The sequence below is a fragment of the Paracoccus versutus genome (assembly GCF_029909795.1).
In the GTDB taxonomy this organism is placed as follows: domain Bacteria; phylum Pseudomonadota; class Alphaproteobacteria; order Rhodobacterales; family Rhodobacteraceae; genus Paracoccus; species Paracoccus versutus.
Genome location: NZ_CP038197.1, coordinates 1,604,166 through 1,622,220 on the forward strand (window position 1 = coordinate 1,604,166; position 18,055 = coordinate 1,622,220).

Sequence of the window (18,055 nt, forward strand, 5' to 3'; positions counted from 1 at the left end):
CGGCGACCGGCACGAAAAATTCCCGCACCCTCGACTGACCTGCGCGGCGGGTGCGGTTCTGCATGGGCATCCTGATCGTTTCGATGCTGGTGGCGACGCTTTCCGCCCTGGCAGGATGCCTGTTCGGAATTTGCGGCCTGGTCAGCAGCCTGGCGCTCTATGCCGGATCGGGCGTGGCGACGGTCTTCGTCCTGGCCCTGGCGCGCTGCAGATCCGATACGGGCTGACGCCGGCGCCTCGCGGACAAGTCAGGCACCGGCATGCGACTGCCGCGCACCCGGTGCATCAGGGGCGCGCGGCACAGGCTGGTTTACCACAGATGACGGCGTAGCGCGTCGCCTTCCTGCGAGGGGGCGGCCGCATCGCTGCGCGTGTCGGCCACGCCGATGTCGCGCAACAGATGCTCGGGCAGGTCGGCCAGCGCCTTGCGCGTCGCCGGATGATCCAACGCCGCCATCCGGTCCAGGCAGGGCGATAGGCTGGGCTTATCGCCACGCAGCATGGCGAACAGCCGCGACAGGATCGGCAGGAAAGGGCGTTCACGGTCGCATGCAGGATGGTCGGACATTTCAGCCCTCCTTTCAGTGGTCATGGTTGATCCATGACGCGATCATGCTAGTCTGGCGCCGGTTTGACCAACAAAGCCTCGGCAAGCACCCATAAGGCAGCCTTATGTCCATCCCCCCTCTCGCCGCCCTGCGCGCCTTTGAGGCGGTGGCGCGGCACCTGAGCTTTACCCGCGCCGCCGAGGAACTGGGCATGACCCAGGCCGCCGTCAGCTACCAGATCCGCCTGCTCGAGGAGCGGCTGGCGACGCCGCTGTTCCTGCGCAAGCCGCGCGGCATCGTGCTGACCGAGACCGGGGCGCTGTTCGCCCGCCCCACCATCGACGCCTTCGACATGCTGCGCGAGGCTTATGCCGACCCTTCGGCGGATTCGGTCTCGACCCTGTCGATCTCGACCGTGCCGACCTTTGCCGGGGCGTGGCTGTCGCCGCGGCTGGGCAAGTTCCAGATGAACCACCCGAACCTGGCCGTGCGGCTAGAGACCGCCGACAACCTGGTCGATTTCGGGCGCGAGGACATCACCGTCGCGATCCGCGCCGGCGAGGGCAGCTGGCCGGGCCTCGAGGCGCATTGCCTGATGCCCATCGAATACACGCCCATGCTGTCGCCCGAACTGGCAAAAAAGCACGAATTGCGCGAACCGGCCGACCTGCTGAAGCTGCCGCTGCTGGACCGGGTGGACCCGAACTGGGCGGTCTGGATGCGCGAGGCCGGCGTCGATTTCTGGGAAATCCCGCCCAAGCCCGGCCTGACGCTTTCGACCGACCTGCACGAGGCGCGGGCGGCGCTGGAGGGTTATGGCGTCGCGCTGCTGACGCCGCGCTTCTTTCGCTTCGAGCTGGCGACCGGCGGGCTGATCCAGCCCTTCCCGCTGGTGGCGCAGAACGGCCGCAGCTATTGGCTGGTCTATCCCACCGGCCGCCGCAACCGCCCCAGCATCCGCAAGTTCCGCGCCTTCCTGCTGGACGAGATCGCCCGCGATCCCGGCTAGGCCGGCTGCCCGCGCGGCATGTCGGGCAGCGGGAAAATCCGGTCATAGGCGATGTTGAAGACGAAGTTATAGACCAGGTAGAAGGCCACGATGAACAGGTCGAGCAGCAGCGTCTGCCACAGCGTCATGCCCAGGTACCAGGCCATCGGCGGCAGCAGCATGACCAGCAGGCCGCCCTCGAACAGCAGGGTATGCAGCAGCCGGTGATGCAGCGCCTTGCGGGTATGGCCGTGCAGCCAGCGCATCGCATGGTCGAAGCCCAGGTTGAAGACAAAGGTCCAGACCGTCGCCAGCGTCGCCGCCCCCACGCCCACCACGCCCATGTCGAGCAGCGGCTTGTCGTAAAGCCAGGCCGTCGCCGGGGTGATGATGGCCAGTCCGATGGTCTCGAACATCAGCGCATGCCGCACCCGGTCGGGGAAACTGCGCATCGTCATGGTCCGAATCTTTCCGTTGTTGCGTGTTGCGCCGTTTCTATCTTGATTCTCAGCAGAGCAAAGTTAGCTTCCATCTGAAAACGAGATGGATCGATGACCGTATCGCTGGACCAGCTGGAAGCTTTCGTCGCCGCCGCGCAGCACGGCTCGTTCTCGGCCGCGGGGCGGGCGCTGCGCAAGGCGCAATCCGCGATCAGCACCCAGGTCTCGAACCTGGAGGACGACCTGGGCGTCGCGCTGTTCAGCCGCGAGGGGCGCAACCCGGTGCTGACCCCGGCGGGCGAGCGGCTGCTGGCCGAGGCCAGGGTGGTGCTGGACCGCCGCGAACACCTGATCGGCGTCGCCGCCAGCCTGACTGCGCATGTCGAGCATCGGCTGGCCGTCGCCATCGACGAGCTTTACCCCGAACAGCCGCTGGCCACGCTTTTCGCCGATTTCGCCGCGCATTTCCCGCATGTCGAGCTGGAGCTGCTGTTCCCGATGATGGAGGACGTCAGCCGGCTGGTGCTGGACGGCAAGGCCGACATCGGCGTGATGTGGCGCCAGGAAATCCTGCCGACCGAGATCGCCTTTCACACCCTGGGCTGGGTGCCCCTGAAGCTGGTCTGCGGCAAGGACCACCCGCTGGCGAACACGCTGGTCGATTGGGAGGAACTCAAGCGCCACCGCCAGCTGATGGTGGCGGTGCGCAGCGAGGGGCCGGAAAAGCAGCGCCTGCGCACGGCGGCCGAGGTCTGGTGGGTCGAAAGCCACTGGGTGATCCTGCAAATGGTCCGGCAGGGCATCGGCTGGGCGCTGGTCCCGGACCATATCATCGACAACTCTCCGGTCCGCGACGAGCTGGTGACGCCGCCGCTGCAATTCGACGGCGCCGACTGGCCGGTGGCGCTGGAACTGGTCTGGCACAAGCAGCGCCCCAGCGGCCCCGCCGCGCGCTGGCTGCGCGAGCGCTTTGCCGCCATGCGGATCAACGGCCTGCCGGGCCGGGACGCGGTCTAGCGGCCGCGCGCCCGGCAATCCCGATAAAAACCCAAGGTCAAAGCTTGACCCCGTCCCCGCCGGGCATTTACCTGCGCCCGACGATCCGCAGGAGGCAGGGATGTTTGGCAGATTGATCGCAGCGACCGCAACGGCGCTTGTCCTGGGGGCCGCGGCCTGGGCCCAGCCGATGACCATCGCCCATTCCCAGGGCGAAACGGTTCTGCCGGCGCCGCCCGAAAAGGTGCTGATCCTGGACATCAACGCGCTGGACATCGCCCATGCCCTGGGCGCGCAGCCGGCCGGCGTGCTGGGCAGCAACCTGCCGGATTACCTGCAGGACTATGCCGACCCCCTGCCCAAGGTCGGCACGATCTTCGAGCCGGATTACGAGGCCATCGCCGCCTCGGACGCCGCGCTGATGATCGTCGGCACCCGCACCGCACCGGCCTATGCGGAAATGTCGCGGATCCTGCCGACCGTGGACCTGAGCCTGGGCGACGACCTCTTCACCTCGGTCCGCGGCAATGTCGAGACGCTGGGCCGGATCTTCGGCAAGCCCGAGCAGGCGGCCCGGATGGTCGAGGCGCTGGACGCCAAGATCGCGCATCTGAAGGAAATCGCGCCGAAGGCCGGAACCGCGCTGATCCTGGTCACGAACGGCGGCAAGCTGGGCGCCTATGGGCCCAAGTCGCGGGTGGGCTGGATCCACAGCCAGCTGGGCTTTGCCACCGTCGCCCCGGACATCGACGACCGCTTCCACGGCGGCGACGTGATCTCGTTCGAATATATCCTGGAACGCGACCCCGACTGGATCTTCGTCATCGACCGCGATGCCGGCGTGGGCGAGGCGGGCGCGGGCGCCCGCGCCGCGCTGGACAATCCGCTGATGGCGCGGACCAGGGCGGTGCGGGACGGGCATGTCGTGCATCTGGACCCGCATGCCGCCTATATCGCCTTCGGCGGCTATACCGCGCTGAACCGGCTGCTGGACCAGCTGACCGAGGCGCTGGCGGCGCGATCCTGAGATGTCCCGGCTTGCGGCAGCGGTGGCCCTGACCGCCGGGCTTGCGCTGGCAAGCCTGTTCGTCGGCGTGTCCCATGTCAGCCTGCGCGGCATCCTGGCGGGGCAGGAGCTCGACTGGCTGGTGCTGGTCGAAAGCCGGCTGCCGCGGATGCTGGCCCTGCTGCTGTCGGGCGCCTCGATGGCGATCGCCGGGCTGCTGACGCAGATCGTGATCCGCAACCGCTTCGTCGAGCCGGCCAATACCGGCACGATGGAATCGGCGGGGCTGGGGCTGCTGGTGATGACGCTGGTCGCGCCCGGCGCGCCGATCATCGCCAAGATGGCCGCCGGCGCGGGCTTTGCCATGGCGGGCACGGCGCTGTTCCTGGCCATCCTGCGCCGCGTGCCGCTGCGCGACCCGATGCTGGTGCCGCTGGTCGGCATCCTGCTGAGCGGGGTGATCTATGCCGGCACCGCCTTTGTCGCCTATCGCTTCGACCTGATCCAGACCGTGCTGGCCTGGACCCAGGGCGACCTGTCGGGCGTGCTGCGCGGCCGCTATGAACTCTTGTGGCTGGGCGCGGCCATGGCCGCCCTTGCCTGGCTGGCCGCAAACCGCTTTACCGTCGCCGGGCTGGGCCGGGACATCGCCAGCTCGCTGGGCCTTGCGCATGGGCGGGTGGTGGCGCTGGGGCTGGCCATCGTCGCGCTGGTCACGGCGGTCGTGGTGGTGACGGTGGGGATGATCCCCTTCCTGGGGCTGATCGTGCCGAACATCGTCAGCCTGGCGCTTGGCGACAACATGCGCCGGGCGGTGCCCTGGGTCGCGGTCTCGGGCGCGGCGCTGGTCCTGGCCTGCGACATCCTGGGCCGGGTGATCCGCGCGCCCTACGAGGTGCCCCTGGGCACGGTGCTGGGCGTGCTGGGCAGCGGCGTCTTCCTGGTCCTGATCCTGCGGAGCCGCGACCGTGCCGCATGAGCGCCGCGCCAGGCTGGCCCTGCTGGTCCTGGGCCTGCTGGCCCTGAGTGCGATCCTGGCCTTCATGACGCTGGGCGCGCGCGGCAACTGGGGCTTCGTGCTGCCGTTTCGCGGCAGGAAACTGCTGGGCCTGCTGCTGGTCGGCCATGCCGTCGCCTGCTCGACGGTGCTGTTCCAGACCGTGACGGCGAACCGCATCCTGACCCCGGCGATCATGGGCTTCGATTCGCTTTTCGTGCTGTGCAGCACCGTGCTGGTGGCGCTGTTCGGCTCGGCCGCGGTGGCGGGGCTGGACCCGCGGCTGGTCTTCGGCCTCAACGTCCTGCTGATGGTCGGGGCCTCGATGGCGCTTTACCTGTGGCTTTTCGGCGGCGAAGAGCGCAGCCTGCACCGCCTGCTGCTGATCGGCGTGGTCTTCGGCATCTTCCTGCGCATGCTGGCGGAATTCGTTCAGCGCCTGCTGGACCCGAACGAGTTCATGGTGCTGTCCGACATGCTGTTCGCCAGCTTCGGCACCATCCCCCCGACGCTCCTGGGCATCGCCGCCGCCGCGGTCGCGGGGGTGACGCTGTGGCTGGTCCCGCGCCTGTCGCGGCTGGACGTCATCGCGCTTGGCCGGCCGGTGGCGGTGAACCTGGGCATCCGCTGGCGGTCCGAGGTGCTCTCGGTGCTGGCGGCGGTTTCGGTCCTGGTCGCGGTCTCGGCGGCGCTGGTCGGGCCGGTGCTGTTCTTCGGCCTGATCGCGGCCAGCCTGGCGCATCTGGCGGTCGGGCAATCGGCGCATCGCTACCTGCTGCCCGCCGCCTCGCTGGTCGGCATCATCTTGCTGGTCGGCGGCCAGACCGTGCTGGAGCGGGTCTTTGCCTTCAACACCGCGCTTGGCATCCTGGTCGAATTCGCCGGCGGCATCACCTTCATCGCGCTATTGATCGGAAAGGGCCGCCGATGATCGAGATCAGCAACCTCTGCAAGAGCTATGGCGCGACACCCGTGCTGCACGACGTGTCGCTGAGCCTGCCAAGGGGCGGGATCACTTCGCTGATCGGGCCGAACGGGGCGGGGAAATCCACGCTGCTGTCGCTGATCGCCCGGCTGATCGCACCGGATTCGGGCAGCGTGACGGTGGACGGGCTGGACGTGACCCGCGCACCCGGCCCGGTGCTGGCGCGGCGGCTGGCGATCCTGCGGCAGGAAAACCACCTCGTCGCCCGGCTGACCGTGCGCGAACTGGTGGGCTTCGGCCGCTTCCCGCATTCCGCCGGCCGGCTGACGCCCCAGGACCGCGCCGCCATCGACCGGGCGCTGGACTATCTGGAGCTGGCGCCGCTGGCCGACCGCTTCATCGACCAGCTGTCGGGCGGGCAGCGCCAGCGTGCCTTCGTCGCCATGGTGCTGGCGCAGGACACCGACTATCTGCTGCTGGACGAGCCGCTGAACAACCTGGACATGAAGCACGCCCAGGCGATGATGCGGCTGCTGGCCAGCGCCGCGCGGGAACTGGGCAAGACGGTGATCGTGGTGCTGCACGACATCAACTTCGCCTCGTGCCATTCCGACCGCATCGTCGCCATGCGGCAGGGCCGCATCTTCGCCGCCGGCACCCCGGCCCAGATCGTCACCCCCGACCTGCTGGGCGAGCTTTACGAGATGCAGATCGCCGTGCGCGAGATCGACGGGCAACGCATCGCGCTTTTCTACGGATGAGTCTAAACATGCAGTTGCATGTTTGAACCGGAACCGCTATCCGGCGGTGGAAAAGCCAGGGCCGCGGGCCTCAGCCAGCCTTTCCCGGAACGGAGCTTGCTGATGGCCGCACCCTTTTCCCCCCGCCTGATCATGGCCGCCACCGCGGCGCTTGCCCTGCCCGCCGCGGCCCAGGAGACGGCAGAGACAGTGGTCCTGCTGGACCCGATCACCCTGCAGGCGCTGGATGCCGACGGCAGCGCCGCCGACCGCGGCGCCAGCCAATATGTCGCTGCGGCCGAGCTGGAGCGGGCGCGGATGGGCGATCTGAAGGATCTGTTCACCGGCATCGCCTCGGTCTCGGTCGGGGGCGCGATCCCGGTGGCGCAAAAGATCTTCATCAACGGCGTGGACATGCTGAACCTGTCGGTGACGGTGGACGGGGTCGAACAGAACAACCGCGCCTTCCACCATGTCAGCGCCAATGCCATCGACCCCGGCCTGCTGAAATTCGTCCGCGTCGATGCCGGCGTGGCGGCGGCGGATGCCGGCCCGCATGCCGTCGCCGGCGCCGTGGTGATGGAGACGGTGGACGCCGCCGACATCCTCGAGGACGGGCGCAGCTTCGGCGGCAACATCCGCCTGTCCTATGGCGACAACGGCCGGACCTTCGGCCGTGCGGCGACGCTGGCCGGGCAGGCGGGCGGCTTCGAATGGCTGGGCTATCTGAAATCCGCGACCGGCGACGACTACAAGGCCGCCGGCGGCGACAGGATCACCGGCTCGGCCGCCGACCTGCAAAGCGCGCTGCTGAAGCTGGCCTACGAGACGCCCGATGGCCACCGGATCGAGCTGTCCGGCCAGCGGCTGCACGACGATGCGCTGCGCCCCTATCGCGCCAACATCGGCCATATCGAGGGCGGCAGCCCGGTCCCCGAACTGCGCCGCTACGACACCACCCGAACCAGCTGGTCGCTGTCCTATGAAAACACCCAGGCCGAGGGCTTCTGGGATCCCCGATTCGTCATCGGCCGCTCGGAAAGCCGGGTGCACGTCGACCAGCCGACCGCTGCGCCGCCCTATGTCAGCAAAGGCGACAGCGACACCTTCTCGGCCAAGCTGGAGAACCGCTTCCACCTGAACGACGCCGACAGCGTGACGGCGGGGATCGACTGGTACGACCGTTCAAGCACCTACAGCGATCCCGCCAGTGCGCTGGACGAGAACGCCCGCAACATCGGGCTTTACGCCCAGGCCCGGCTCGAGCCGGTCGAGCGGCTGGACCTGTCCTTCGGCCTGCGCTGGGACCGGCAGGAGTTTACCGGCACCAGCGGCTGGAAGGACCGGAACTCCGGCTTCAGCGGCAATGCCTCGGTCGCCTATGGCGTCACCGATGCGCTGGTGCTGCGCGCCGGGGCCTCGACCGTCTTCGGCGGCATCGCCATCGAGGACAACTACATCTTCAACGGCGCCTGGGACTACGACGTGCTGCGGCCGGCGCGCGCGCGCAACTATACGCTGGGCTTCGACTATCAGGCCGGCGACCTGCGGCTGGATGGCGAGCTGTTCCTGACCCAGGTCGACAACGCCCGCGGCGGGGCCTATGCCGGCATCGAGAATTTCGACTTCGAAAGCCGGGGCTACAACCTGGGCCTGGGCTATGGCTGGGACGGCGGCTATCTGCGCGCCAGCATGTCGGACAGCCGGGTCAGCGTGAACGGCGACCCGGCCTCCAGCTACCAGGCGCTGGATTTCGGCGCGCCGCTGGGCCGGGTGTTTTCCATCGAGGCGCAGCACACGCCGCTGGGCAGCCCCTTCACCTATGGCGGCAGCATCGAGGCGGCGGCGAAATACGACCGCATCGAGGGCGATTCCGACCGCACCATCCCCGGCTATGCCGTGCTGAACCTGTTCGCGGAATACGCGCCGACCGCGGTGCCGGGGCTGGTGTTGCGGGCCGAGGTCGCGAATCTCTTCGACAAGGATTACGCCGACCGCGCCACCTATGGCGGCGACTATGCCACCGTCACCCCGCTGCGCGAGCCGGGGCGCACCCTTTCGCTGGTGGCGACGAAACGGTTCTGACGGGCCGTCCCGCCGGTCAGCGGTAAAGCCGGTTCAGCACCCGCACCAGGTCATAGGCCTCGTCCGTGGTCAGGGCGGGGGCGAAGGCGGACTGGATCTTGTCGACATAGATCTGCCAGATCCGCGCCGGCAGGCCCCTGCCCGCCTCGGCGATGTAAAGGATCTGCCCGCGCCCGGCGCCACCCGCCGCGGCGCGCCGGATCAGGCCCGCCTTCTCGATCCGGGCGACATGGCGCGACAGCGCATATTGCGGCACGAAAAGCCGCCGCTCCAGCACCTGCATCTGCACGCCGGCCTCGCCCGCCTCCTCGGTGGCCAGCAGGATCTCGTACCAGATCGGGTCGGCGATGCCGACCTCGCGCAGCGCCTTCTCGATCTGCGGCATCAGGGTGCGATGGATGCGCAGGATGGCGAAGAAGACCCGGTTATAGGCGGTCCGCGGGTCGTCGTCGCCGAATTGCGGCTGGGCGTCGGAGTTGGTCGTCACGGTCAGGGCAAGCTCCCGGAGGAATGGCGTCGGCTGCCCCTGCCTAGTCGAGAACACGGGGCCATGCCAACCGCCCCCTTCCCGCGCCGGGCCCGGCCCGCGGGCGCCCGCATCAGCCCTGGCCCGTCGCCTGCCGCCGCGCCGCAAAGGCCGCCTCCAGCCGCTTGCGGTGGGCGCGGGGCACGGTGACGGTGGTCCCGTTCCACAGCGTCAGCAGCAGCCGGCTGTCGGGCAGCGGCGCATGCTCGACGATGGCGTCGTAGCTCAGCCAATAAGAGCGATGCACCCGCATCCCCGCATCCTCGGGCAGTTGCGTGACCGCGTCCGACAGGCGATAGCGCACCAGCACCTCCTGCTCCTTGGTGACGACGCGGATGTAATGCTCCTCGGCCCGGATCAGCCGCAGGGCGGTGATGGGCCAGCTGTAGCTGCCGAATCGCACCGCGCGGGGCGGAGGCGGCACCGGCGGCTGCGGCGGCCGCGGCGGCTGCCGCAGTATCGGCACCGGCAGGTGACGCGTCATCGGCGCCGGCAGCGGTGCAGCCTGCGGCGCCTCGGGCGGCTGCGGGGCGGGCGGCTGCAGCACGACCTGCGGCGGCCTGGGCGGCGCCTCGGCCGGGTCGGCCGCGACCCGCAGCTCGGCCGCGGCCGGCGCTTCGCGTTGGGACTGGAGCTGGGTGGCCTGGATGAAAACCTTGGTATGCGGCAGCACGAAGATCGAGAACAGGATTTCCAGGTTCAGGATGACGAAATAGATCAGCACGAACTCTTCCGTCAGCGGCCTGAAGTTGGACCAGACCGGGCCGACCATGATCGGGTTGTAGACCCGCGCGAATCCCAGCGTCGCCAGCAGGGCGATCAGGGTGATCAACGGCACCGGCACGATCAGCCGCGGCCAGCGGCGGCAACACTTTTCTATCAGCAGCAATGTCCCGACCAGGATGCAGTAAAAGAACAGGGCCATGGCGGAAAACACGATCACGAACTCCCACCACGGCGGCGATGGCTGGAGCTGCACCGGGTAAAGATAGGTGATCAAGACGCTGGAAATCCCAAAATAGATCAGGAAATGCTGATCTGTCATTAGGTCATGTTGACAAATGGCGGATCCATAGCCTGATGCAGGCGACGTCGATGAAGCCGAGAAAGCTTTCGGCGGTTTTGTCGTAGCGGGTTGCAAGCCGACGGCTGTTCTTCAGCTTGTTGAAGCAACGCTCGACCATGTTGCGCAGCGTGTAGATCGTCAGGTCTACAGCCTTGCGCACCTTGCGGTTCTTTCGCATCGGTATCATCGGCAGAGCATTGCGGCTCTCGATGTCTTCTCGAATTTTGTCAGAGTCATAGCCCCTGTCCGCGACCAGAACGGCTGGCTGCGGCAGATTGTCGGCCATCACCAGATCATAGCCGGTGTAGTCGGAATCCTGCCCCGGCGTGATCTCGGTCCTCATCGGGAGACCTGCGCCGTTAACGCGGAGGTGGATCTTGGTCGAGAACCCACCTCTCGAACGGCCAAGAGCCTCTTTTGGAGTCCCCCTTTTGCGCCCGCCGCATGATGATGGGCGCGGATCACAGTACTGTCGACCATCTGCAGCTTGTCCGGCGCAATACCCGCGTGGTTCAACGCATCCAGGATATCCTCCCACAGCCCCGCAAGGGTCCAGCGGCGGAACTGGCGGTAGACAGACGACCACTTTCCGAACTCTTCGGGCAGGTCACGCCATGGCGCACCAGTCCTTGCGATCCAGAAAATACCATCCAGAACAATACGATGATCCGCAGGCTTCCGCCCATTCGGGCGTCTGACGGCGCGAATGAAGCCCTCGAAGAAGGCCCACTCGTCGTCGGATATCAAATTGCGCGCCAAGCTCACCTCCCACGTGGAGATGAGTTTGAATCACAGGGCGCAGCTCAAGAGAACCCCTTTTGTCAACACGGCCTAAGTCCCAGCCAGTTGGCGGGCCTGAATATCTCGCGCATCGAGCTGGTGTCGCTGCGCAACGATGCCATCGGCAAGGACAACCTGCTTTACGATTGGGAATCGCTGGATCCCGAGGGCGCCGAAGAATGGCAGGGCGGTCCGGGCGACGGAATCGTGGACGGCACCGACGGCGACGACACCATGGTCCCCGGCTATCGCGACGCCCAGGGCGATGAGATCGACGACGCCGACGGGGTGGACGATTTCATCAACGCTGGTGCGGGCCACGATTCCGTTAACGGCGGTGAAGGTGACGACAATATCGACGGCGGCACGGGCCACGACATCCTGGAAGGCGGTGCCGGCAATGACGTCCTGTTCGGCCGCGAGGGCGAGGACTTCATGTATGGTGGCGCCGGCAACGACATGCTGGACGGTGGCCTTGACGGCGACGTCATGTGGGGTGACGAGGGCAACGACCTGCTGAATGGCGGCGAGGGCGACGACATCCTGGTCGGCGGGACCGGCGAGGACACGCTGCTCGGCGGCGCCGGCGCGGATGTCCTGTCCGGCGGCGAGGACGACGACCTGCTGGACGGCAGCGATGGAAACGACACCCTGCTCGGCGATGAGGGCGATGACCTGCTGGACGGCGGCGCAGGCGACGACTCGCTTGACGGCGGCAACGGCAATGACACGCTGCTGGGCGGCGACGGCAAGGACACGTTGTTGGGCGGCGAGGGCGACGACTCGCTGGACGGCGGCCTGGGCAACGACTCGCTCGAAGGCGGCGAAGGCAACGACACGCTGGACGGCGGTGCCGGCCATGACAGCCTGTTTGGGGGCCACGGCAACGACGTCCTGGAGGGTGGCGACGGCAATGACACGCTGATCGGTTGGGGTGGCAACGACACCTTGGAAGGCGGCCTGGGCGATGACTTGCTGGACGGTGGCGCCGATCAGGATCTTCTGAAAGGCGGCGACGGAAACGACACCCTGTCTGGCGGCGACGACAATGACATGCTCGATGGCGGCGCCGGGGACGATTCCCTGGACGGCGGGTTCGGCAACGACGCCCTGGAAGGCGGAGACGGAAACGACACGCTGATCGGATGGGGCGGCAACGACACCCTGGCCGGCGGCCTGGGCGACGACTCGCTGGATGGTGGCGCCGATGACGACCTTCTGAAAGGCGATGACGGAAACGACACCCTGTTCGGCGGCGATGGCGACGACCAACTCGATGGCGGCGCTGGGGAGGATTCCCTGCTCGGCGGCTACGGCAACGACACCATGCTGGGCGGCGCGGGCAGCGATACGCTCGACGGCGGCCACGGCAACGACGTCCTGGAGGGCGGCGAGGACAACGATACCCTGATCGGCTGGGGCGGAAGCGACACCCTGGTCGGCGGCCTGGGCGACGACTCGCTGGAAGGTGGCGCCGATGACGACGTCCTGGAAGGCGGCGAGGGCAACGATACCCTGTTCGGCGGCGATGAGAACGACCTGCTCGACGGCGGCACCGGGGACGATTCCCTGCTGGGCGGAAACGGCAACGACACCCTGCTGGGCGGCGCGGGTAACGATGCGCTCGACGGCGGATACGGCGACGACCGCCTGGAGGGCGGCGACGGCAACGATACCCTGATCGGCTGGGGCGACAAGGACACCCTGATCGGCGGCCTGGGCGACGACTCGCTGCACGGTGGCGCGGATGACGACCTTCTGGAAGGCAGCGAGGGCCACGACACGCTGCTGGGTGGCGATGGCAACGATACCTTGCTTGGCGGCGAGGGCGACGACCGGCTCGATGGTGGCAAGGGGGACGATTCCCTCCACGGCGGCTACGGCAACGACGCCCTGGAAGGCGGAGACGGCAACGACACGCTGATCGGATGGGGCGGCAACGACACCCTGGTCGGCGGCCTGGGAGACGACTCGCTGGACGGCGGCGCCGATGACGACGTCCTGGACGGCGGCGACGGAAACGACACCCTGTCCGGCGGCGATGAGAACGACCTGCTCGATGGCGGCGCTGGGGATGACTCCCTGAGCGGTGGATACGGCAACGACACCCTGCTGGGTGGCGCGGGCAGCGATACGCTCAACGGCGGCCATGGCGACGACAGCCTGGAGGGCGGCGAGGACAACGATACCCTGATCGGCTGGGGCGGAAGCGACACCCTGGTCGGCGGCCTGGGAGACGACTCGCTGGACGGTGGCGCCGATAACGACGTCCTGGACGGCGGCGACGGGGACGATTCCCTGTTCGGCGGCGATAGCGACGACACCCTGCTGGGCGGCGCGGGTAACGATACCCTCGACGGCGGCTACGGCGACGACCGCCTGGAGGGCGGCGACGGCAACGATACCCTGATCGGCTGGGGCGGCAAGGACACCCTGATCGGCGGCCTGGGCGACGATTCGCTGCACGGTGGCGCGGATGACGACCTTCTGGAAGGCGGCGAGGGCCACGACACGCTGCTTGGTGGCGATGGCAACGATACCCTGCTTGGCGGCGAGGGCGACGACGTGCTCGAGGGCGGCCTGGGCGACGATTCGCTGGTGGCCGGCGAGGGCAAGAACACCCTGGTGGGCGGCGCCGGCAACGACACGCTGATCAGCGGCAACGACGACGACGCGCTTTACGGCGGCGAGGGCAACGATTCCCTTGATGCCGGCCATGGCAACAACCTCATCGATGGCGGGGACGGCGACGACTACCTGATCGGCCGCTCGGAAAACGACACGCTTTACGGTGGCGCCGGCAACGATACGCTGCTTGCCGGCACCGGCGACGACCTCCTGGAGGGCGGCGAGGGCAACGACAGCCTGGAAGCCAGTGCCGGCACCGACACCCTGCTGGGCGGCGGGGGCAACGACACGCTGCATGGCGGGGCCGGCGACGACCTGCTGGATGGTGGGGCCGGCGCCGATAGGCTGACCGGCGGCCAGGGCATCGACCGCTTCGTCGTCGATGCCGGGGGCGACGTGATCACCGATTTCGACGCCAACACCGGCATGGGCGACGGGCAGGCCAACAACAACGAATTCGTCGATCTTGCCGCCTTCTACAACGAGAACACGCTGGCCACCTGGAACGCCGCCAATCCGGGGCAGACCTACAAGAACGCCCTGCATTGGCTGCGCGCGGACCAGGGCGACGGTGTGCTGGATGCGGTCGGCGGGCTGCGCATTCTGGACGGCACCGGCAATGCCGTCCAGGCCGACAAGCTGACCACCGAGAACACCGGCGTCGTCTGCTTCCTGCGCGGCACCCTGATCAAGACCGAGGATGGCGAGGTTCCTGTCGAGAAGCTGGAACCGGGCATGAAGGTGATGACGCTGGACCACGGCTACAAGGCGCTTTCCTGGATCGGCAAGCGCGTGCTGTCGGCCGCGGAACTGGCCGAGCAGCCCAAGCTGCGCCCGATCCGCATCCGCGCCGAGGCCCTGGGCGAGAACCTGCCCGAGCGCGACCTGATCGTCTCGCCCCAGCACCGGGTGCTGCTGCGCTCGGTCGTGGCGCGGCGGATGGTCGGCGAGGCCGAGGTTCTGCTGGCCGCGCGCCATCTGATCGGGCTGGAAGGCGTCGAGGTGGTCGAGGACATGCAGGAGGTGGAATACTGGCACTTCATGTTCGACCGGCACGAGGTGGTCTTCTCGAACGGGGCGCCCACGGAAAGCCTGTTCACCGGCCCCGAGGCGATGAAGGCGCTGGGGGCGGAGGCTCGGGAAGAGATCTTCACGCTCTTCCCGGAACTGGCCGAGCCCGAACGCGAGGTGCCCGTCGCAGCCCGGCTGCTGTTGCGCGGCCGGCAGGGGCGGCACCTGGTGCAGCGCTTGGTCGTCAATGGCAAGCAACCGTTCACCTGGGGCAAGGTGGGCTGATGCCGACCGGGGCGCGGGCCAAGCCCCACGCCCCGGACCATGGCGACCTGGCGGGCGGATGGGACGGAAACAACCGTCGCGCCGACCGCAAGGCCCTGGCGGTGGCCGAGCAGCGCCGACAGGGCCCCAATCACCGAAGCGGCAGGGGCATCTTGCCGCCTGGACCAGGAAGGCCGGCAGCACCGCCCCGCGCGGGGCGGTTCTGGAACGGCTGCACCAAAGCGTCACGGTGCGAACCGGCTGCGGCACGCTCCTCGCATCGCCTTGCGGCGGAGACCGGCGCGGCGCGGCAGACCGTGGCTGTCACGGAACAGATCCGCAGAGCCGATACGGAACCGGAGGCCGACATGCTTGCAGAACACACCCCCGTCCAGATCCGCCGCAGCGGGGCCATGGTGCCCGTGCAATCCTTGCGCGCCGGAGATGTCCTTTACGACCCGCTGTCCGACGATCATGTCGAGATCCTGGGCATTTTCGGCTGCTGCTCGCTCGAGGCGCAGGGCCTGCTTTTCGGCGTCGCGCAGGGCCGCCTGGGTCCGGGCTGCCCCACGCACGGGCTTGCGCTATCGCGGCGCCGGCCGATCCTGGTTCCGGGAGCGCCGGAGGGGAATGAGGACCAGCCCCGCCTTGGCCCGCCGACCGCCCAGCGGATCGGCATCCCGCTGCCAGAGGACGCCATGCTGTTCGCCATCTTTCCCGAACGCGACCGCTTCATGATGTCCTGCGGGTTCTGCCTGCGCGTCCTGGCGCCCTGTCCATCCCATTTGCATTGAAGGAGCCACCCCATGGAAAAGGTCATGCGCGATGAATTCTGCCGATTCGACAGCGATCACGCGGGCGGCTTTCCGATGGGGACCGTCATCCTTGCGGTTCTGACGGCCCTTGCGGCCGGTGGACTGGCCTGGTGGATGGGCTGGGGGCTGGTATGGATCATCGTCACCTATTGCCTGACCGGCTCGGCGACGTTGGTGGCGCTTGCCTGGCACAACGCGAACCATGTCCCCGGTGATCATGCCGGGCGCTGCGGGCGTCTTTGCGCGGGAGAGGCCGAAGAGCCGGCCCGCCCCGCCGTCGCAGGAAGCCGGTTGCGATAACGCCCTGCAAGCAGGGCCGCGACAGCGGGGGCGCGCCGACTGCGCAACGATACCGCCTGTTGCCTGGCCCGCCAGACGCGCAACGGGGCGCCCCTTGGTCGTCACCCGCAAGCCCTTCGGCAGCCCGGCCCAGGCGCCGGTCGAAAGGGTCCGCCCAACATCAACATGCTATGCGGTCCTGCGTGCCGCCGCAGCCGGCGCCGTCGTCGCGGCGGGGCTGCATCCCGCCGCATCGGGCACGCGCGCGCCAAGGGCGATGCCCAGATCTTGCGCCTGGCGAGCCGCCGGCGTCCGGGACAGGCGGCGGCCCCTCGCTTTTGCCGGGCTGAAATTTGCCTTGGCGATCCCGGAACTTCATGGGCTCGGCCTTTGCCGCAGCCTGAGTTCCCGGTGAGGGTCGAAGGGCGGCGATCCGCCCTTTCAGCCCCCCGAAGGGCAAGACAGCGATTGCGGGGGCGGCGGTGAAATCATAACATTCCTGCCTATCGACAGGATTGCCTTGGTCTTCGCTCATGACAATATGGACCCCCGACCCCAGCGCCTTGCATCGCCCGGCCTATCTTTCCTTGGCCGAGCAATATGCGCGGGCGATCCGCGACGGCCAATTGCCCGCCGGAACCCGCCTGCCGCCCCAGCGCCGGCTGGCCGACGATCTGGGCCTGTCGGTCCAGACCGTCTCGCGCGCCTATGAGGAGCTGATCCGCCGCGGCCTGGTGGTGGGAGAGGTCGGGCGCGGTTCCTTCGTGCTGCCCCCCGGCTCGGAAAATACCCCGCCCTACCTGGCCGAGCGGCTGGGCGAGCTGGTGGACCTGTCGATCCTCAAGCCCGTCACCGAGCGGATGCATGTCGAGACCTTTCGCGAGGGGCTGCATTGGGTCGCCGAGAACCTGCCCGTCCCGGCGGCGTTGTCGTTCCGGCCGAACTCGGTGCTGCCGCAGCACCGGCAGATCGCCGCGGACTGGCTGCGCCGCAAGGGGATCGAGGCGGCGCCCGAAAACATCACCCTCACCGACGGCGCCACATCCGCCATCACCACCGCGGTGATGAGCGCGGTGCCCGCGGGCGGCACGCTGGCCGCCGCCGCGCTGACCCATCACCTGCTGATGCCGCTGTGCAAATACCTGGGCCTGCACCTGGAAGGGCTGCCGGTGGACGAGGATGGCATCGTGCCCGAGGCGCTGGACCACCTGGCGCGCAAGGGCAGCCTGCACGCGCTTTACATGCAGCCGGCCGCGATCAACCCCATGGCGATCATGAGCAGCGCCGAGCGGCGCGCCGAACTGGCCGCCATCGCCCGCCGCCACGACCTGCTGATCGTCGAGAACGACATGCTGAACGCGATGATCCCGGACCGGCCGCCCCCCATGGCGGTGCTGGCGCCCGAGCGGGTGCTGCATATCAACGGCTTCACCAAGACCACGCTGCCGGGGCTGCGGGTGGCCTGGCTGCTGTCGCCGCCGCGGCTTGCCTCGGCCACCGCCAACCGGCACCTGGTGACGAACTGGATGGCCACCCCCGCCATGGTCGAATTGCTGAGCCATTGGATCGGCGACGGCACCGTGGACCGGCTGATCCTGTGGCAGCGCGAGGCGCTGGCCATCCGCCATGGCATCGCGCGCGAGGTTCTGGGCGCGGCCCCCTTTCGCGCCCATCCGCAAAGCCTGCACATCTGGCTGGAACTGCCCCCCGGCCGCGACGAAGAGGAATTCGTGGCCCAGGCCCGCCAGCGCGGCGTCGCCGTCGCCTCGGGCCGCGCCTTCCGGCTGAGCGAGCGGGGCCGGCGCGACGCAGTGCGAATCGCGCTGGGTTCGACCGGGACGGAAGAGCTGCGCCGCGGCCTTGCCCTGGTGGCCGAAACCCTGGGCGGCAGCGCGGAACCCCTGCTGCCGCTGATTTGACAGGCAGATTGCCCCGGAAAATTGTCATGATATTATTTAAAT

At 68.2% G+C, this 18,055-nt stretch carries 17 protein-coding genes; 12 read left to right on the plus strand and 5 right to left on the minus strand.

Annotated features, from left to right (window positions below; translation table 11 throughout):
• The first annotated feature begins 62 nt into the window (after positions 1-62).
• The gene (locus E3U25_RS19270; protein WP_157034044.1) at positions 63-227 is read left to right on the plus strand and encodes a hypothetical protein; all 165 of its coding nucleotides are present in this window, start codon (positions 63-65) and stop codon (positions 225-227) included.
• 83 nt (positions 228-310) lie between these two features.
• Here the strand turns inward: E3U25_RS19270 and E3U25_RS19275 are convergent, their stop codons facing one another.
• Positions 311-568: a DUF1127 domain-containing protein gene (locus E3U25_RS19275; RefSeq protein WP_036749884.1), complete on the minus strand. Its 258-nt coding sequence runs from the start codon at positions 566-568 to the stop codon at positions 311-313.
• Positions 569-672: 104 nt separating this feature from the next.
• Between E3U25_RS19275 and E3U25_RS19280 the strand changes: the two genes are divergently transcribed.
• Entirely contained in the window at positions 673-1,557 is an 885-nt protein-coding gene (locus tag E3U25_RS19280) for a LysR substrate-binding domain-containing protein (RefSeq protein WP_116221837.1), read from the plus strand.
• Here the strand turns inward: E3U25_RS19280 and E3U25_RS19285 are convergent.
• Positions 1,554-1,994 carry a PACE efflux transporter gene (locus tag E3U25_RS19285; protein WP_072463557.1) on the minus strand — a complete coding sequence of 147 codons (441 nt, stop codon included), beginning with the start codon at positions 1,992-1,994 and terminating at the stop codon, positions 1,554-1,556. The genes E3U25_RS19280 and E3U25_RS19285 overlap by 4 nt on opposite strands.
• Before the next feature lie 93 nt (positions 1,995-2,087).
• Between E3U25_RS19285 and E3U25_RS19290 the strand changes: the two genes are divergently transcribed.
• From E3U25_RS19290 to E3U25_RS19315, 6 genes are all read left to right on the plus strand, one after another.
• On the plus strand, positions 2,088-2,993 hold the full coding sequence (locus E3U25_RS19290; RefSeq protein ID WP_036749878.1) for a LysR family transcriptional regulator: 906 nt from the start codon (positions 2,088-2,090) through the stop codon (positions 2,991-2,993).
• Between the two features lie 100 nt (positions 2,994-3,093).
• Positions 3,094-3,999: a siderophore ABC transporter substrate-binding protein gene (locus E3U25_RS19295; RefSeq protein ID WP_116221836.1), complete on the plus strand. Its 906-nt coding sequence runs from the start codon at positions 3,094-3,096 to the stop codon at positions 3,997-3,999.
• 1 nt (position 4,000) lies between these two features.
• A complete protein-coding gene (locus tag E3U25_RS19300) occupies positions 4,001-4,957 on the plus strand; it encodes an ABC transporter permease (RefSeq protein WP_116221835.1) in 957 nt (318 codons plus the stop codon).
• Complete coding sequence (locus tag E3U25_RS19305; protein ID WP_116221834.1) at positions 4,947-5,906, plus strand: iron chelate uptake ABC transporter family permease subunit; 960 nt, start codon at positions 4,947-4,949, stop codon at positions 5,904-5,906. The genes E3U25_RS19300 and E3U25_RS19305 overlap by 11 nt, the downstream gene beginning before the upstream one ends.
• Positions 5,903-6,661 (plus strand): iron ABC transporter ATP-binding protein, encoded by a 759-nt coding sequence (locus E3U25_RS19310; RefSeq protein WP_114535171.1) that lies wholly within the window; start codon positions 5,903-5,905, stop codon positions 6,659-6,661. The genes E3U25_RS19305 and E3U25_RS19310 overlap by 4 nt, the downstream gene beginning before the upstream one ends.
• Positions 6,662-6,763: 102 nt before the next feature.
• Positions 6,764-8,725: a TonB-dependent receptor plug domain-containing protein gene (locus E3U25_RS19315; RefSeq protein ID WP_116221833.1), complete on the plus strand. Its 1,962-nt coding sequence runs from the start codon at positions 6,764-6,766 to the stop codon at positions 8,723-8,725.
• A gap of 16 nt (positions 8,726-8,741) precedes the next feature.
• Here the strand turns inward: E3U25_RS19315 and E3U25_RS19320 are convergent, their stop codons facing one another.
• From E3U25_RS19320 to E3U25_RS19330, 3 genes are all read right to left on the minus strand, one after another.
• Positions 8,742-9,212 (minus strand): MarR family winged helix-turn-helix transcriptional regulator, encoded by a 471-nt coding sequence (locus E3U25_RS19320; protein WP_244295150.1) that lies wholly within the window; start codon positions 9,210-9,212, stop codon positions 8,742-8,744.
• Between the two features lie 112 nt (positions 9,213-9,324).
• On the minus strand, positions 9,325-10,296 hold the full coding sequence (locus tag E3U25_RS19325) for a LytTR family DNA-binding domain-containing protein (RefSeq protein WP_116221832.1): 972 nt from the start codon (positions 10,294-10,296) through the stop codon (positions 9,325-9,327).
• A gap of 4 nt (positions 10,297-10,300) precedes the next feature.
• Positions 10,301-11,082, minus strand: a protein-coding gene (locus E3U25_RS19330; protein ID WP_116220537.1) for an IS5-like element ISPbe2 family transposase whose coding sequence is annotated in 2 segments (ribosomal slippage) — positions 10,301-10,752 and positions 10,752-11,082 — 783 coding nt in all. Because the reading frame shifts where the segments join, the coding sequence is not laid out codon by codon here.
• Positions 11,083-11,163: 81 nt separating this feature from the next.
• Here E3U25_RS19330 and E3U25_RS19335 point away from each other — a divergent pair.
• The 4 genes from E3U25_RS19335 (at position 11,164) to ehuR (ending at position 18,013) form a co-directional block, all read left to right on the plus strand.
• Positions 11,164-15,021 (plus strand): Hint domain-containing protein, encoded by a 3,858-nt coding sequence (locus E3U25_RS19335; RefSeq protein ID WP_166435513.1) that lies wholly within the window; start codon positions 11,164-11,166, stop codon positions 15,019-15,021.
• A gap of 347 nt (positions 15,022-15,368) precedes the next feature.
• Positions 15,369-15,794 carry a hypothetical protein gene (locus tag E3U25_RS19340; protein WP_116221830.1) on the plus strand — a complete coding sequence of 142 codons (426 nt, stop codon included), beginning with the start codon at positions 15,369-15,371 and terminating at the stop codon, positions 15,792-15,794.
• Between the two features lie 12 nt (positions 15,795-15,806).
• The gene (locus E3U25_RS19345) at positions 15,807-16,115 is read left to right on the plus strand and encodes a hypothetical protein (RefSeq protein ID WP_116221829.1); all 309 of its coding nucleotides are present in this window, start codon (positions 15,807-15,809) and stop codon (positions 16,113-16,115) included.
• 512 nt (positions 16,116-16,627) lie between these two features.
• Positions 16,628-18,013 carry a MocR-like ectoine utilization transcription factor EhuR gene (gene ehuR, locus E3U25_RS19350; protein ID WP_116221828.1) on the plus strand — a complete coding sequence of 462 codons (1,386 nt, stop codon included), beginning with the start codon at positions 16,628-16,630 and terminating at the stop codon, positions 18,011-18,013.
• The last annotated feature ends 42 nt before the right edge of the window (positions 18,014-18,055 follow it).

Bases quoted from the DNA above. Each gene is read 5' to 3' on its own strand.
- E3U25_RS19270 (WP_157034044.1), top strand. From the start codon at position 63: ATGGGCATCCTGATCGTTTCGATGCTGGTGGCGACGCTTTCCGCCCTG.
- E3U25_RS19275 (WP_036749884.1), bottom strand. From the start codon at position 568: ATGTCCGACCATCCTGCATGCGACCGTGAACGCCCTTTCCTGCCGATC.
- E3U25_RS19280 (WP_116221837.1), top strand. From the start codon at position 673: ATGTCCATCCCCCCTCTCGCCGCCCTGCGCGCCTTTGAGGCGGTGGCG.
- E3U25_RS19285 (WP_072463557.1), bottom strand. From the start codon at position 1,994: ATGACGATGCGCAGTTTCCCCGACCGGGTGCGGCATGCGCTGATGTTC.
- E3U25_RS19290 (WP_036749878.1), top strand. From the start codon at position 2,088: ATGACCGTATCGCTGGACCAGCTGGAAGCTTTCGTCGCCGCCGCGCAG.
- E3U25_RS19295 (WP_116221836.1), top strand. From the start codon at position 3,094: ATGTTTGGCAGATTGATCGCAGCGACCGCAACGGCGCTTGTCCTGGGG.
- E3U25_RS19300 (WP_116221835.1), top strand. From the start codon at position 4,001: ATGTCCCGGCTTGCGGCAGCGGTGGCCCTGACCGCCGGGCTTGCGCTG.
- E3U25_RS19310 (WP_114535171.1), top strand. From the start codon at position 5,903: ATGATCGAGATCAGCAACCTCTGCAAGAGCTATGGCGCGACACCCGTG.
- E3U25_RS19315 (WP_116221833.1), top strand. From the start codon at position 6,764: ATGGCCGCACCCTTTTCCCCCCGCCTGATCATGGCCGCCACCGCGGCG.
- E3U25_RS19325 (WP_116221832.1), bottom strand. From the start codon at position 10,296: ATGACAGATCAGCATTTCCTGATCTATTTTGGGATTTCCAGCGTCTTG.
- E3U25_RS19340 (WP_116221830.1), top strand. From the start codon at position 15,369: ATGCTTGCAGAACACACCCCCGTCCAGATCCGCCGCAGCGGGGCCATG.
- E3U25_RS19345 (WP_116221829.1), top strand. From the start codon at position 15,807: ATGGAAAAGGTCATGCGCGATGAATTCTGCCGATTCGACAGCGATCAC.
- ehuR (WP_116221828.1), top strand. From the start codon at position 16,628: ATGACAATATGGACCCCCGACCCCAGCGCCTTGCATCGCCCGGCCTAT.